Source organism: Breoghania sp. (genome assembly GCF_963674635.1).
Classification (GTDB): Bacteria; Pseudomonadota; Alphaproteobacteria; order Rhizobiales; family Stappiaceae; genus Breoghania.
Map to the genome: position 1 here is coordinate 1,952,049 of NZ_OY771475.1, position 15,730 is coordinate 1,967,778.

11 protein-coding genes are annotated in these 15,730 nt (G+C 60.9%); 3 read left to right on the top strand and 8 right to left on the bottom strand.

Translation table 11 applies throughout. From position 1 onward, the window contains the following. Positions 1-3: 3 nt before the first annotated feature. The 3 genes from ABGM93_RS08630 to ABGM93_RS08640 all read right to left on the bottom strand — a co-directional run bounded on the left by ABGM93_RS08630 (position 4) and on the right by ABGM93_RS08640 (position 2,954). Entirely contained in the window at positions 4-1,032 is a 1,029-nt protein-coding gene (locus tag ABGM93_RS08630; RefSeq protein ID WP_321505334.1) for a hypothetical protein, read from the bottom strand. Between the two features lie 394 nt (positions 1,033-1,426). Continuing rightward, positions 1,427-2,314, bottom strand: a complete 888-nt coding sequence (locus tag ABGM93_RS08635; RefSeq protein ID WP_321505336.1) for a cation diffusion facilitator family transporter — start codon at positions 2,312-2,314, stop codon at positions 1,427-1,429. Positions 2,315-2,393: 79 nt separating this feature from the next. Next, the gene (locus ABGM93_RS08640; protein WP_321505338.1) at positions 2,394-2,954 is read right to left on the bottom strand and encodes a hypothetical protein; all 561 of its coding nucleotides are present in this window, start codon (positions 2,952-2,954) and stop codon (positions 2,394-2,396) included. Between the two features lie 99 nt (positions 2,955-3,053). Here ABGM93_RS08640 and ABGM93_RS08645 point away from each other — a divergent pair, with 99 nt between their 5' ends. Next, the gene (locus ABGM93_RS08645; RefSeq protein WP_321505340.1) at positions 3,054-3,983 is read left to right on the top strand and encodes a DMT family transporter; all 930 of its coding nucleotides are present in this window, start codon (positions 3,054-3,056) and stop codon (positions 3,981-3,983) included. A gap of 106 nt (positions 3,984-4,089) precedes the next feature. On the opposite strand, the gene ABGM93_RS08650 is transcribed toward ABGM93_RS08645, so the two are convergent. Next, positions 4,090-6,561, bottom strand: a complete 2,472-nt coding sequence (locus tag ABGM93_RS08650; protein ID WP_321505342.1) for a Tex family protein — start codon at positions 6,559-6,561, stop codon at positions 4,090-4,092. Positions 6,562-7,127: 566 nt separating this feature from the next. Then, the gene (locus ABGM93_RS08655) at positions 7,128-8,423 is read right to left on the bottom strand and encodes a helix-turn-helix transcriptional regulator (protein ID WP_321505344.1); all 1,296 of its coding nucleotides are present in this window, start codon (positions 8,421-8,423) and stop codon (positions 7,128-7,130) included. Between the two features lie 226 nt (positions 8,424-8,649). Here ABGM93_RS08655 and ABGM93_RS08660 point away from each other — a divergent pair, with 226 nt between their 5' ends. Continuing rightward, positions 8,650-9,420 carry a L,D-transpeptidase gene (locus ABGM93_RS08660; protein WP_321505349.1) on the top strand — a complete coding sequence of 257 codons (771 nt, stop codon included), beginning with the start codon at positions 8,650-8,652 and terminating at the stop codon, positions 9,418-9,420. Between the two features lie 193 nt (positions 9,421-9,613). Here ABGM93_RS08660 and ABGM93_RS08665 read toward each other — a convergent pair whose 3' ends face one another. Next, positions 9,614-9,841, bottom strand: a complete 228-nt coding sequence (locus ABGM93_RS08665) for a hypothetical protein (protein ID WP_321505351.1) — start codon at positions 9,839-9,841, stop codon at positions 9,614-9,616. A 589-nt stretch (positions 9,842-10,430) separates the two neighbouring features. Between ABGM93_RS08665 and ABGM93_RS08670 the strand changes: the two genes are divergently transcribed. Further along, positions 10,431-11,867: a mannose-1-phosphate guanylyltransferase/mannose-6-phosphate isomerase gene (locus tag ABGM93_RS08670; RefSeq protein WP_321505353.1), complete on the top strand. Its 1,437-nt coding sequence runs from the start codon at positions 10,431-10,433 to the stop codon at positions 11,865-11,867. Between the two features lie 126 nt (positions 11,868-11,993). Here the strand turns inward: ABGM93_RS08670 and ABGM93_RS08675 are convergent, their stop codons facing one another. Beyond that, entirely contained in the window at positions 11,994-13,463 is a 1,470-nt protein-coding gene (locus ABGM93_RS08675) for a PAS domain-containing methyl-accepting chemotaxis protein (RefSeq protein ID WP_321505355.1), read from the bottom strand. Between the two features lie 765 nt (positions 13,464-14,228). Continuing rightward, positions 14,229-15,557: a class I SAM-dependent methyltransferase gene (locus ABGM93_RS08680; protein ID WP_321505357.1), complete on the bottom strand. Its 1,329-nt coding sequence runs from the start codon at positions 15,555-15,557 to the stop codon at positions 14,229-14,231. Positions 15,558-15,730: the final 173 nt, after the last annotated feature.

Below are 15,730 nucleotides of genomic sequence, written 5' to 3' on the forward strand. Positions count from 1 at the left end.
GGGTCACAGATCAAGGCCCAGCTGCTGCGCCCAGAAGCGGCGCTGCGGCGCAGGATCGTTCAGGATGGCGGCGCTTGCCCGCGCGCGCACCTGCATGGCGCGCAAGGCGGCGGGATCCTCCAGCGCGCTCAGGATCGCCGCCACCCAGGCCGCCTCGTCATTTTCCACCAGCAGCCCAGTCTCGCCATGGCCGATATGGTCGGCAAACGCCCAATCGGCGCTATAGAGCCCGACCGCGCCCAGCATCGCGTGCTCGATCACCTTGTTGATGGAACGGCCCTGATTGAAGGGCGTGTCGAGCATGGGATAGAGCGCCAGATGGAAGCGCAGGCGCGCATGACGGGCGCGATGCAGCGACCAGGGCAGCGGACGGCGCAGACGCAGGCGCGGATGGCCATCCAGCGATGTGCCGAGCTTCTTGCGCGCGATCATGGTCACGCGCACATCGTCGCGTTTCGCCAGAACGGCCTGAAGCACATTGGAGACGAAGGCCCGGTCTGCCCCGTGGGTGACCGACCCGAGATAGGCGATGTCGATGACACCGCCGGTCTCCAACGCCTTGAAATGGGCATCCGTCGGCGCATCGCCTGCCCAGACCGGGCCGATTTGCACCGTTTCATGGCTGGCCGCGAATTTGTCGGCCAGATGCTGGCTTGGCACGACGATGGTCCGCGCGCGATCCACAAGGGCGCGGTACTGGCCATCGCGCAGGCGCTTCAACCGCGCGCGATAGTCGCCGGGAAGCGTGGTGTCGCGATCGGCCGCATCCAGATCGTCGTCGATCACATAGGTGAGCTTCAGCGCCGGATCGCCCAGAAGGGCGTCAATGACACGGGGCGTGTCGCGGCGGCAGACGACGGCCTGATCACCGTGAAGAAAACTGTTCGCCCCGATGCGGCGCACCACAGGTGTGCGGCGCCCCGGCGTGGGGCGCACCCAGTCGCAGCAGGCATTGGCGAAATAGAGGTCGGTGGTCGGGATCGCGCGACTGGCGCGGGCAATCCGGCCCAGATTCTGCCAAACGGTGCGCAACCGGCTTCCCCTCTTGAGCCCCTCGCCGTTCAGGCGTTCAGGACCGCATCGTCTCTTTCATCGTCTGTAGAACGTTGAAAGGACGGCGGCAAGGCTGCAAGAGGACCGTCCGCAGCGTGAGATCGCAAATGGGGCGGAGAGCGGGTTTGCCATTCGGCAGTACCGGGACGCCGAGATGACGAGAGGCCGTGCCGGGTGCCCATCCTTTAAGACGCGGTCTGACGACCGCTCCTCAGGATGACGTTCTGTGTGTGGCTGGCTGTTGAGAAAGGCCACGGCTTCAGGTCATCACTGCAGATCAACCGCACCCTCAACGTCATCCTGAGGAGCCTGCGCGAGCAGGCGTCTCGAAGGATGGGCCGCACCTGCCGAAACGGGCTAAATCACGCCCCGCCTAGACCACGATCACGCCGGAATGCTTGGCCTTTTCTTCCGGTTCCACATGAATGGTGATGATGGAACCGGGCACGTCCTCGCGCAGGGCCTCCTCCACGCGGTCGCAAATCTCGTGCGCATCGGCCACCGTCATGGAGCCGGGCACAACAAGGTGAAACTCGGTGAAGGTCTTCTGGCCCGCCCGCCGGGTGCGCAGGTCATGGGCTTCCAGAGCCCCGTCTGCATGCAGGGAAATGACATTGCGAATGCGTTCGCGAATGGCGGGCTCGGGCGCCTCGTCCATCAGCCCGCCGACGGATTCGCGCACCAGTCCCCAGCCGGACCACAACACGTTGACGGCCACGATGGCGGCGAGCAGCGGGTCGAGGATCAGCCAGCCGGTCCAGGCAGCAAGCGCCACGCCCGCGACCACGCCGACGGAGGACCAGACATCCGCCATGAGGTGACGGCCATCGGCATCAAGGGCGGGGGAACGATAGCGCTTTCCGGAGGAAATCAGGTAGCGCGCCCAGACGAAATTCAGGACACCCGCAAGGCCGTTGACAACCAGACCCATGAACGGCTGATCGAGGACGCGCGGGCTCAGAAAGGCGTTCCATGCTTCGTAGAGAATGGCGATTGCCGCCAGCACGATCAGCACGCCTTCCAGCACGGCGGCGAGATATTCCGCCTTGTGGTGGCCGTAGGGGTGGTTCTGGTCGGCGGGCTTGGCGGCGTAGCGCACCGCAAGAAACGCGGCCATGGCCGCGGCCACATTGACGATCGACTCCACAGCATCCGAATAGAGCGCCACGGACCCGGTCAGCCAGAAGGCTGCGAATTTCAGGGCCAGCACAGCCAGTCCGACAAGGACGCTGCCAAGCGCGATCTTCGTGATGTGGTTCATGTGGCAATGCGATAGGCCGCCGCGCTACGCAGGTCAATCCGTTTGCTTTACGGATCAACAGTGCGCTCCGGCCATCGGCCTATTTCACATTCAGATCGAAATTGATCGAAGAGACGGTCTGATGTTGCGTGTTCGTGTAGACGAACCGACTGTAAGTCACTGAGAACCTGTCTTTCCCGCGATACCCGCGCGCGGGCGTGTATTGAATGCCAAGAAACGGCAATGGCCGCCCGGCGCATTTGCCGCCCTTGGCGCCGATCCGCCCGGTTCCCTTGAAGAACTTGACGCTGCCATGCTGCGGCTTTTGACGAACCGTCGGCTGCGGAAATGCCATCGCGCGGCAGTTGTCGCGACCATACCATCCGAACGTGTAGACCGTTGTTGTCCGGCCTGCCTTCACCGTTTTCGAGACATTTTCGGCAGCGGCAGGCCCCGCCCCCATGACAAGCAACAGCAACACAAGGAAAAACCGGCGCATGAACATCTCCGTGAAAACCAGCCGCAAGGAGCCGTCGGGAATAAAATAGTTATTTTTTACAGTTATATTATTTGCTACCTCTGGCCAACGTGCAAGACACGATCGCCTATTCGCCGGGCCCCCTTTCGGCTCGACGCACAGGTCGATCTCCGATAAACGCACTCTCCAGGGAGACGGCTGCGGGAGCGCAATGACCGGCGTTCATGAACGCTCAGGCAGCGGGGCGAAACGCCACAGGCCTTTTTTTGGGGGGATAAACGCATGAGCGAGGCACAGGCGCGTGCGCGCGCTGAGACCACGGGCGACGAAACGCAGTCGGCCCTTCCCGCAGACACCGGCCAGCCGCTTTACGCCGCCGCCTGGATGCTCCTCGCCCTCCTGTCCTTTTCCGCCATGGCGGTGGCCGGGCGCGAGCTGGTGGGCCATCTCGACACTTTTTCCATCATGTTCTACCGCTCGCTGATCGGCTTTGCGGTGGTGGCCTCGGTGCTGACTGTGACGGGCAAGTTCGGGCAGGTGAAAACCCGGCGCATCGGCACCCATTTCTGGCGCAACGTGGCGCATTTCACAGGCCAGAACCTGTGGTTCTTCGCGGTCGGCTACATCACGCTCGCCCAGCTGTTCGCACTGGAATTCACCTCCCCCATCTGGGTGGCGCTGGCCGCCCCGTTCTTTCTGGGCGAGCGGTTCACGGGCTGGCGGATCGGGACGACCATCGCCGGCTTCATCGGGGTTCTCATCGTGGTCCGTCCGGGGGTCACGGAAGTCGGCATCGGGGAGATCGCGGCGCTCGCCTCTTCCGTGTGCTTTGCCTCCAACATCATGATCACCAAGTCGCTGTCGCGCACCGAGACGACGCTCGGCATCGTCTTCTGGATGACGCTGATGCAGGCGGTGATGGCGGGCGTGATCCTGCTCGGTCAGCCCATCGTACCGGACTGGCAGGTGGTTCCCTGGGTGGTCGTGGTGGGCTTTGGCGGGCTCAGCGCGCATTTCTCGCTGGCGCGCGCCTTCCGCCATGCGGACGCCTCCGTCGTCGCGCCGATGGACTTCCTGCGCCTGCCGCTGATCGCCTTCGTCGGCGCGCTTGCCTATGCCGAAGCGCTCGATCCTTACGTCTTCATCGGCGGGGCGATCGTGTTCTTTTCAAACTATGTCAATGTCTGGCGTGCGGGGCGCAAGGCGGCCTGAAACATGCGTTTCGAAGGCGTTCGAATTCTCTTTCGAACGCCTTCGATCAGACACTGAGTTGATTGGCCTTTCTTTTGAAGCCCCACGCAGGCTTCAAACTTCGCGCCTAACGCTTGGGGCCGCGCTTCATGGCTTCGGCCAGAGCGGCGGCCAGGGCGCTGTTTCCGGCGTCTGAAGAGCCACCCCCATGGCTGCCCTTGCCCCCCTTGTCGCGCGGTCCGCGGCCGGACTTGTCCACGCCCCCGCCACGCGGCTTATCCCCGCCGCGCGGAGGCTGACCGGCCCCGCGATTGCCACCGCCGGCCCCACCGCGCGCAGGCCCTTCGCCGCGCGCGGCATGAGCCTCGCGGGCCGCGCCCACATCCTTTTTCATGGAGAGTGCGATGCGCTTTCGCGGAATGTCGACGTCGAGAACGGTGACGCGAACGATGTCGCCTGCCTTCACCACCGCATGGGGATCCTGAACGAAGCGGTCGGCCAGTTGCGAGACGTGGACCAGACCATCCTGGTGGACGCCAATATCGACGAAGGCCCCAAAATTCGTGACATTGGTGACCGTGCCTTCCAGCGCCATGCCGGGCTTCAGATCGGAGAGCGTCTCGACACCTTCCTGGAAGCTCGCGGTCTTGAACTCGGGGCGCGGATCGCGGCCCGGCTTTTCCAGTTCCTTGAAGATGTCGCGGACCGTCGGCAGGCCGAAATGGTCGTCGGTAAACTCCGCCGGGTCGAGCGACTTCAGCGCACCGGGCTCACGCATCAAGGTGCGCAGGTCGCGCCCGCAGGCCTTCACGATCTTTTCGGCAACCGGATAGGCTTCGGGGTGGACGGAGGAGGCATCGAGCGGATTGTCGCCATCGGGAATGCGCAGGAAGCCCGCGCACTGCTCGAAGGCCTTCGGACCGAGGCGGGAAACCTTCAGCAGTTCCTTGCGGTTCTTGAAGGCCCCGGCGGCGTTGCGCTGCTCCACGACCGCCTGCGCGAGGCTCTCGCTGAGGCCCGAAATGCGTGACAGGAGCGCGGCGGAAGCGGTGTTGAGATCGACGCCGACGGCGTTCACCGCATCTTCGACCACCGCATCGAGCGCACGGGCGAGCCGCGTCTGGTTGACGTCATGCTGGTACTGGCCGACGCCGATGGCCTTGGGCTCGATCTTGACGAGCTCGGCCAGCGGATCCTGCAGACGGCGCGCGATGGAAGCCGCACCACGCAAGGACACGTCGACATCGGGCATTTCGCGCGCGGCAAGCGCGGAGGCGGAATAAACCGACGCCCCTGCTTCCGACACGGTGACCTTGGTGGGCTTGGCGCCCGGAATGCGCTTGATGAGTTCGCCCGCCAGCTTGTCGGTCTCGCGGCTGGCGGTGCCGTTGCCGATGGCGATCAGTTCCACCTTGTGCTTCTGGCACAGCGCGCCCAGCACGGCGAGCGCGCCTTCCACGTCGTTTCGCGGCTGGAAGGGATAGACCGTGGCGGTGTCGACCAGCTTGCCGGTCGCATCGATGACGGCGACCTTCACCCCGGTGCGGATGCCGGGATCAAGGCCCAGCGTCGGGCGCGACCCGGCGGGTGCCGCCAGCAGCAGATCCTTCAGATTGCGGGCAAAAACGCGGATTGCCTCTTCCTCGGCGCGTTCGCGAAGCGAGCCCATGAGATCGAGATCCAGATGGAGCGCGATCTTGACCCGCCACGCCCAGCGCGCGGTCTCGACAAGCCAGCTATCGGCCGGACGCCCCTTGTCGACAATGCCGAAAGCGCCTGCGACCATGGCTTCTGCGGGCGACAACCCGCCATCGGCCGCCGGTTCGGCGTTGAGATCGATGGACAGAACGCCCTCGTTGCGGCCCCGGAACAGGGCGAGCGCGCGGTGGCTCGGAATATCGGCCCACTTTTCCGAGTAATCGAAATAGTCGGAGAATTTCGCGCCTTCCGCCTCCTTGCCTTCGACAACGCGCGAAACGACAGTGCCGGTGCGCGCCACATGATCGCGCAGCTTGCCGACAAGGGCGGCGTCTTCGGAAAAGCGCTCGGTGAGGATCTGACGTGCCCCATCGAGCGCGGCCTTGGCATCCGCCACGCCCTTTTCCGCATCGATGAAACCGGCAGCCTCGGCTTGCGGATCACGGGTGGGGTCTCCCAGCAGCGCATCGGCCAGCGGCTCCAGCCCCGCCTCGCGGGCGATCTGCGCCTTGGTACGGCGCTTGGGGCGATAGGGCAGGTAAAGATCTTCCAGCGTCGCCTTGGTGTCGGCGGCGCGGATCTGGTTTGCCAGCGTCTCGGTGAGCTTGCCCTGCTCATCGACCGATTTCAGGATCGTGGCGCGGCGCTCTTCCAGTTCGCGCAGATAGATCAGGCGCTCTTCCAGCGTGCGCAGCTGGCTGTCATCGAGCCCGCCGGTTGCTTCCTTTCGGTAGCGCGCCACGAAAGGCACGGTCGCACCGCCATCCAGCAATTCCACCGAGGCCGAAACCTGATCCGGCCGCGCTCCGATTTCGCCGGCGATGCGGCGGGCGATGGAGGCAGCAACAGCGGCGGGCGCTGCGGGGGCGGCATGCGGGGACGGGGTCTGGACTTCGGACATGAACTCTTCGCGCTTTCGCTCTTTGTCGCGTGATGCGCCCGATCCCGGGCGGCCTGACGACGGGAGAGCGAAAATAGGGATTCAGATCCGGCAGCGCCAGCATCGGCTTCGTTGAATTCACACAAGTCGCACAAACAACACGTCAGACCGGCGCACCCGCACCTGCGATCACCCGGAATGCCGCCCCCCCCCAAATGGGGGTCGTCGATTGGCCGGCAAACGTTTTCAATGCAGCTATTGTCAGTCGAGATCCCTTACAGCGGCGGACAATCAGGACCGGGGGCCGGTGGGCGGGCGTTCTAGTCATCGTCGGCAAGGTCACCCGTTTCGATCTTTCAAAACGGGACATACGGATGACCCTCCTGGTCGTTCGAGCGACTTTGACCCGGTTTGGAGTGCTTTCGTACTCACGCGACTTGCGACTTGGCGCTGCCCCGGCCTTTGGCTGGAGCAGCGCCCTTTCGTTTCCGGCCTCATTTTCCGGCCCAGTTTTTTTCGGCCCAGTTTTTTTTCGGCCTCATTTCTATGGCCTCGGTGGCGCCGCCTGTCCAATCTTGCTGATGCCCCTAACGCAGGCGCATGAAGCAGAAGCGCTCGATCAGCCTGACCAGCGCCTTCTGACTGCGACAGCCCGTCTTGAGCAGCACAGACTTGAGATGCTTGCGGGCGGTATCGAGCGCAATACCGCGCATCCTTGCGTAGTCGCTCATGTCGATGCCGCCAGCGATCGCGCCAACCACCCCCTGCTCACTGGCCGTGAGGCCGAAGAGCCCGCCAAACTGGGCAATTTCCGCAGCTTCGGGCGCGGGTTCGCCCGACAGGCGCACGAACAGCACAACCAGCATGGAGCCTCGCGGCCCGCCGCCATCAAGTACAGGCAGGAACCGCACACCGATCTGTTCGCCATCGGGCGTGAAGACGGCTCCAGCCATACCGCCCCCCGCGCGCCCCTTCGCGCCGCCCATCGAGCCATTGATGGGTTTCGGATTGCGAGCGTTCACCCCCGCCAGCGCTGTCGAATATTCAAGGGCTAGCGCATTGTTGGAGAAGGCGAGGCGATGTCCGGTCAAGCGGAAAACGCCCGCCGCCCGCAAGGCGTCGCCCGCCGCATTGATATGGGTGACGAGACCGGTCGGGGTGACGATGACCACCCCGCGCCCGGTTGCAGACCACAAGTCGCTGAGGACACGCTTGCTGTTGCGCTCATGCCAGAAGGACAGACCGAGGCGCATCGCCTGGCGAATACTGGGCAAGACGCGCGCGATGGCGCCCACTTCCTCTTCGGAGAAGGGGATATCTTCGGTCCGGCCCACGCCGAACCAGGTCGTGTGCCCTTCCATCCCCAGTTGCGCGCCGGTGATGGAAAAAATCCGTTTGGGAAGAAAGAAATCGTTGAAGACCGGGCTTATCCGCTTCTCGTCCTCGCTCCAGAAATCGGGATCGCGCAGAATCTTGCCGACCGGCGCGCCGAGAATGCGCGGCACACGAATGTCAGAGGGCAGGTAGTCATTGACATATTTGTCATAGTCTACCGGATCGACGGTCTCCAGGAATCCGAATGTCTCCTGGTTGCGTGCCTTGTCGAAGGCCATGACATGGGTGCTGACAGCTCCGATGAGCTGCGCGAAATCATTGACGGCCGGCCGCCATAAATCCGGATCAATGGCTGCTTCGTAAAACGCTGTGACGATCTGGTCGAGCCGGTCGCTATCCACAGCCCCCAAAGCCCCCTGAAAGCAACATCCCCATCTTTCCGCTACGTCTTTTCGCCAGCCTTTACTTGACCGGACATCCACTCTATCGCGGACATGGGCCGATGATAAGGTTTTTGTCCGGTAATTTGCGCAAAACGAAACGACCACTCCGCTCTCCCCGAGCCGAGACTTCGCGACCGCAATCAGACGGCAGCTGGGAACAAAACCCCGACGTTGACCGTTATTCGCCTGTAATCAAAACCGAAGTCGGCGCAACCGGCTTTACGGCCCCGCGCAAGCATCGCTTCGTAGTACCGGAAGACCAGCACCGCGATGATGCGGATGCCAGGGGCGCGGAATCTGGCGCATAGTGAGTGCCAGGCAGGACAGAGAGATGATTCGACGGATGTTTTCCCACGACGCCGGAACCGGCGATGACGGCGCGCAGGATACGACAGAGACAGCCTCCGGCAACGGCATCAGCCGCCGCGCACTCGTTGCGGGGCTTGCGCTGACGCTTGCCGGGTGCTCCTCCTCTCGCATCCGCCAGGCCCCGCAGCAGCTGGCCGACCCGCGGCTCGATCCGGGGTATCGGCGCATGTACGGGCCGCTCTATGACAACGGGGTCAACGTGCCGGCCGTCGACCTGCGCACCATCCCGCCGCAGTACCTTCGCCAGTATATCGACTATCCGGCACCGGAACATGCGGGCACCATCGTCGTCGATCCGAATGCGCGCTTCCTCTATCTGGTTCATGGCAACGGCAAGGCGTTGCGTTATGGCGTAGGCGTCGGGCGTGAGGGCTTTGGCTGGTCGGGCAATGCCAAGATCAAGCGCAAGGAACCGTGGCCTACCTGGACGCCCCCAAAGGAGATGGTCGAGCGCGACCCCAAGGTGGCGCCCTACAAGGACGGCATGCCGGGAGGGTTGCAGAACCCGCTGGGAGCGCGCGCGCTTTATCTTTTTGAGGGAAACCGCGACACGCTTTATCGCATTCACGGCACCAACGAACCGCATTCCATCGGCAAGGCGGTTTCGTCGGGCTGCATTCGCCTGCTCAACCAGGACATCATTGATCTCTACGACCGCGTTCCGCTGGGAACCCCGGTGATCGTGCTGCAATCGGCACAGGCGACAGAAACCATCCAGGTCGGCGCGCTGTAGCGCGCTGAGCCGCTGCGGGCCGCATGCGGCGGCGCATCAGGTGAAACGGCGCCGGTACGAAACGGATCTATTGGTCGTTCTTGTTCGTCCCGGCGCCGCGAGCTCCCGGGACGCAAGGTCCGGAGCTCTTGCCCGCACACGAAGCGCTGCCTTCAGCGCGGATCTCCGGCGCGGGCTCTGGAAGCTCTTCAGGTCAGAGCGAGCACATCGCGGCGATGCCCATTTCGGTGATCGCGACGCGACCATCCTTCAATTCAACGAAATGCATCGAGCACAGATCGCGCACGGCGGTCTTCACGGATTCCTCGTCATAGGCCGGCAAGGCGGCCCGGATCGCATTGAGCGGGATGAAATCCGCACACCCCGGTACGTCGTAGCGCGAAATTTTTTCCAGAAGATCAAAACGGCAATCAGAGATCATTTTGGCGCACTCCATATGTTCTTTCTGGACCGATGACCACGACAAGGCAGGCCCGCTAAGGCCGGAACGCCCCGAAAGTCAAAGTGACCCGGCCACCGCGTTTCGTCCGCAATCAAGGACGGCTGGTTGCCGGCAGTCAGCGCCTTTTTGTGGGTCTTCTTGTTTCTTCTCCCTCGCTAAATGACGCGCTTTGCGCATCGGGAAGAGAAACTGTGCCGGTCGCTGTTAACATAATGGCAAGAATGCGGCGACGCGCGAAGTCTCTATCTGCACATGGTGCTGTTTTGTCGCAGAACCCCGATTATCAAGTCAAGTCATGTACTTAACATATCGATCGCATTTCACACCGCTGTGCGGGGATCTCTGAGCGGACCCACTTTCGGAAGATGTCGTCCCCTCCGGGGGCCCGCCCCGTTAACGGTCAGGGATCACGGTTTTGGCATCTTGCGCGCCGTTTCGGTTGCCCTTTGGGTGCAGTTTCGCGCACAAGAGGAGACGCAGGCGGACATCGCGGAATCGCCGTCGGGAACATGACGGTCCGGTTTGCCCGCGCAGACTTGCGAACATGCGTTGAAGGGTAAGCGTTGCCATGATCCATCCTTGCATCCTGTCCGGCGGGTCCGGCTCCCGGCTGTGGCCGCTTTCGCGCAAGGCCTACCCCAAGCAATTTCTCCAGATCTTCGACACCGAGAGCCTGTTTCAGAAGACCTGTCGGCGGGTATCGGGGCCCGGCTTCGGCGCACCGCTGGTGATTTCCAACCAGGACCATCGTTTCCTGTGTGGCGAGCAGATGGTGGAGGCCGGGCTTGAGGCCGGACGCATCGTGCTGGAACCGCAGGGTCGCAACACGGCAGCGCCTGCAGCCATCGCCACACTGATGGTGGAGCGCGAGGATGCCGACGGGCTAATCCTGATGCTGCCTTCCGATCATCTCATCGCGGATGAGGCGGCGTTTCTCGACGCCGTGCGCGCAGGTGAGCAGGCCGCGCGCGCGGGATACATCGTAACCTTCGGCATCCGCCCCAGCGAACCCCACACGGGCTATGGCTACATCCATCTGGGTGAGGCGATCGGGGCGAGCGAGCCGCAAGGCGAGGATGTGCGCCAGGTTCTCGAATTCGTGGAAAAGCCCGACCGGGAGCGCGCGCAGGCCTATCTGGATGAGGGTGACTATGTGTGGAATGCGGGCATCTTCCTGTTTTCCGCCCGCGCCATGCGCGCCGCCTTCGAGGCCCATGCGCCGGCCATTCTGCAAAGGGCGGAAGCGGCGCTTGATGCGGCGACAGCCGATCTCGACTTCCTCCGTCTCGATGCGGCCCGTTTCGGCGAGATCGAGAACATTTCCTTTGACTACGCGATCATGGAGCGGACGGGGACTGTGGCCTGTGTGCCGATGGATCCGGGCTGGAGCGACCTCGGCTCCTGGTCGGCGGTGCGCGAGGTCTTTCCCGCCGACAAGGACGGCAACGCCTCACTGGGCGACAGTCTGTTTCTCGACACCCGTGACAGCTTCGTCTATTCGGCGGAGGCGAGCGTCGCCGTCCTGGGCCTGAGCGACGTCCTCGTGGTCAATACCCGCGACGCGCTGCTGGTCGCGCACAAGGACAAGGCGCAGGACGTCAAGCGCATCGTTGAGCGGCTTGAAGCCGACAACCGCATCGAAGCCATTGAGCACAAGCGGGTTTACCGGCCCTGGGGCTGGTATGAGGGGCTGAGCCAGGGCGCGCGCTTTCAGGTGAAATGTATCATGGTGAAGCCGGGGGCCCAGCTTTCCTTGCAAAGCCACGTGCACCGCGCCGAACACTGGGTGGTGGTCAATGGAACGGCCGAGGTGACCATTGACGGGGAAACGCAGCTGCTTGGGGAGAACCAGTCGGCTTACATTCCGCTGGCCGCGCGTCATCGCCTCGCAAACCCCGGCAGGATCCCCACCTATCTGATCGAGGTGCAATCCGGCTCCTATCTGGGCGAGGATGACATCATCCGCTACCAGGACATCTATGGCCGCGAGGGGACAAGTTCCTAGGGGCTCATGCGCGCGCCCTCCTTTGCCTACGCCACAAGCCCTGTCCCTTTCAACAAGAAGCCCCCGGAACCATGCGTCCCGAGGGCTTTGTTGTGTCTGGCTACCGGGCGGGGGCCTGCGGGGCTGTCAAACCACCGAGGCGGAGGCCGCGCGCACCTTCTGGGTGGCGGCGTCAATATCCGCGGTGGTGGTGGAAATCGCCTGGATGTTCCGCGTCAGCGCATCCACACCGTTGGAGGCCACCTGCATGTTGCGCGAGATCTCGCTGGTGACCGCGGTCTGCTCCTCCACACTGGAGGAGATGGCAGCAGAGATTTCACTGATCCTGGAGATGATCTCCATGATGTTGCCGATCGCCTCCACCGCGCTGGCGGTGGTGGTCTGAACGGATTCCACCTGCACGGAAATCTCCTCCGTCGCCCTGGAGGTCTGGGAGGCGAGGCTCTTCACTTCCGAGGCCACGACCGCGAAGCCCTTGCCCGCCTCGCCCGCCCGCGCCGCCTCGATGGTGGCGTTGAGAGCGAGAAGATTGGTCTGGCTGGCAATGCTGTCGATCAGCTCAATCACGTTGCCGATGGTTCTGGCATCTTCGGTCAGGCCGGACATGATCTGGCTGGACTTGTCGGCCTGCTCCACCGCGCGATTTGAGATTTCATGTGCATCGCGCACCTGGCGGCTGATTTCCTGGATGGAGGCAACAAGCTCCTCCGTCGCGACCGCGACCGCCTGTACGCTTTCGGAAGTGTCCGCCGATGTTGAGGCCGATGAGGTCGCCTGATCCGACGTGACCGACACGGAGGCCGCGATCTCGTTCAACTCGGCATCGATCTGGCGCTGCGTTTCAGCCCGCCTTTCGCGCGCCATCACCGCGTCGGTGATATCGGTCGCAAACTTGATCACCTTGTAGACATTGCCGTGCGCATCGATGATCGGATTGTAGGTGGCCTGGATCCAGACAACCTTGCCTCCCTTGCCCAGGCGCTTGAACTCGCTCTGCTGAAACCGACCGTCGCGCAGTTCGTCCCAGAAACGCACATACTCGGAACTGGCGCCATAGGCCTCGTCGACGAATATGGAATGGTTCCGGCCCTTCACTTCCTCAAGGCTGTAGCCCATGGCGTTGAGGAAATTGGGGTTGGCGTCGAGGATCGTGCCGTCGGTGGTAAACTCGATAACCGCCTGGGAACGGGACAAGGCCTCGACCTTCGCGCTGTTCTCATTGGCACGAATGCGTTTCTCAGCATCCGCCCATTCGACCACGGTGCCGATACGCTTGCCCTTGAGAAGGATGTGCCTGGTCCTCAAATCGAACCGGCTGCCCCCGAGGGTGACCAAGGTCTGATCCTCGCCGGTCAGCTGATCAAGCATGCTGCGTTGATGCGTCGGGTTTTCGTAGAACTCGTCGATCGAGCGTCCGACCAGCTTATCGGCATCGAAACTCGGAAAGCCGTCACGAATGCTCTCCTGCGCGTCATGCAGCAGCTGACGCAGCGCATCATTCATGTAGACGATCCGATAATCGCGATCGGCAATCATGACATTGGCAGCAAGCTGATCGATCGCTGCCACAAGGAGAGAATTACTAGACGCCTTCATGTAGGAAATACCCAACCGCTTGGCCCACCCTTCACCACTCTACCTGCGGCATCTTTTAGACTATATCCGTTAATAAAGGCTATTAATTGTAGATATCCCGCGATCTATACTTATATTAATAATTTTTTACTAACATTTCACAAACACTGGTATTTGTCTCACCATTTGTATTGAATCTTTTATACGTTTACGCGCATATAATTACGCTATTTCACGCAAGCCATCCGGTTTGCCGCCACCTCGGCCCGGCAGCATCCCCTCAGAACATCAGCGGGGCTGCGTTTCAAAACAGCTCCCTGGAAAGCCGCGACTGAACGGGCCGATTTGATAGACGAACAATCCGACCAGGTCAGAACGCTGCCCCGTTCAGAGTGAGAGCACTCCAAACCCGCTATAGGACCACCACCCCTATTAGGTTGCCCAGATGCGCATTCATTCGCTGAGTGCCTGCAAACCCAAATGGAAAAACATAGCTAAAAGCAACGCCCAACCCTCCAGACAACAGCGATGCGGAACCAACAGACCCACAGCCTATCTCGATAATGGCTTAGCAGGCCCTACAGGTTAGCCGTCCGGCAGATGCACAGATTTAAGCTGTAACGCCCCTGCACATGTATCCACGAATGCCATAAAGGTATTGTGCAGGGGCCAATACGCCTTGAATCGACGCATTCAAAGCGTATTGGCTCCCGCCGCACCATACCTTCTTTCGAACAACGTCATCCACATGACTTCGATCGCATCCTGTCTTTGGGCGACAGACGCCTACCCTTCGAAGAAGGCCAGTACATTCATATACAACTGTATATCCAAATATATCGATGAGAACACAAGATTCCTTGTACGTTCATCTCTCAAATCTGGGAAGTACTTCCTCTTTGTATTATTAACGACATCCATCGGCTCTCCACCAATAATCGGAACCAATGTCGAGGGCCTTTCAAGTATTCCTACGGCATCGAACGTCTTCAGATTGTCAAGCGCCAGCTGCAAGACCTCTTCGTCGGACAAGTCAGAAAGTTCACTCCTTTGAGGGAACATATGAGACTTAGCCAATTGATACGTCATTGTATTTTGGCGACTCACAACAATTCTCTTGTCGTCCGACTCCAAGAACTCGTGAAAGCTCAATTTTGCAACATCTTTGAACACATCGCCAGGATCATGATCCGGGGTTCTGTAATGCTGAAAATTATATAACGATATCAACCGTTCAATCGGATTTCTGAGCACAGTAACAAGGCGCCCCCCCAATCTCTGGGCTTCGTCGAAGCCAATGTGTGACATAAACACATCATAATCTTCAGACGCGCGCTCATAGCCATACGAACGATACTCTTCCGAAAAAACAAAATCACAAATTCGAGCAGATGGGTTTCTGTCTTTGATGGATTGCTTTACCGCAGATCCGCCGCATTTGTTGATATGCACAAACACCGTGTTTTCCGGACGCGGAGGCCTAACAACCCCAAATCCATCTCCGGTCGGCCGTATCTCTCTAATTACTTCAGCTGCATTAATATAGGCAGTGGAGGGCAAAGAAGCGCTGATCAAACGCCACGCTTCTTTCATTTTGTCGTTGAGCGTAATGTCATCGAATACGATAAGCTTTGGCTTAAGGGCCGCGCTGTAGAGCGAAAAACTAGCCAATGTCGGCGCGGTCAAATGCGCAGCATCGATATAAACAAGATCAATAGGGGCAGACCCGAAGGCGTCGAGAATTTCATCAAACGTCTTCTCAGAGTTCGCGTCGCCGACTATTTTCCGGATCTGCGGGAAAGCATCGAGCTTTCCATCGCTCTCTGTCGTGATGTCGACAGTCACGATTTGCGCATCCAAACCGGCCCGCACACCAGTCGCCATGGCGCGGGTCGCGCCGCCCCAATGTGTACCTATTTCCAAGATGCGCCTAAAGCCGTAGCGCCGCACCAGCCCCGCGAGAAAGAAGTAATACGGTGGCGGACTGTCTTTAATATCAGTTCGATTGCCCCAGTGTATCCTGCCGTAGCCGATACCGTCGAGGTTAATCTCTTTTCCGGCTTCCCATGCGTCTTTTACGACTTGGGAGATTTTAGTTTGTTTCAGAGAAGACATCAAAGAGCACCACGCAGCTTCGATATTGATCTTTAATGCGACTTTAGACTGAGAGATAAGGCTGCTTGTTATTGCCGAGCAAGACGACCGACCTCACTACAAACATGCAAATCACAAGACAATTCATGTAACGCATAAAATCACCAATATATCCCCCACTACCTCCAACCGAA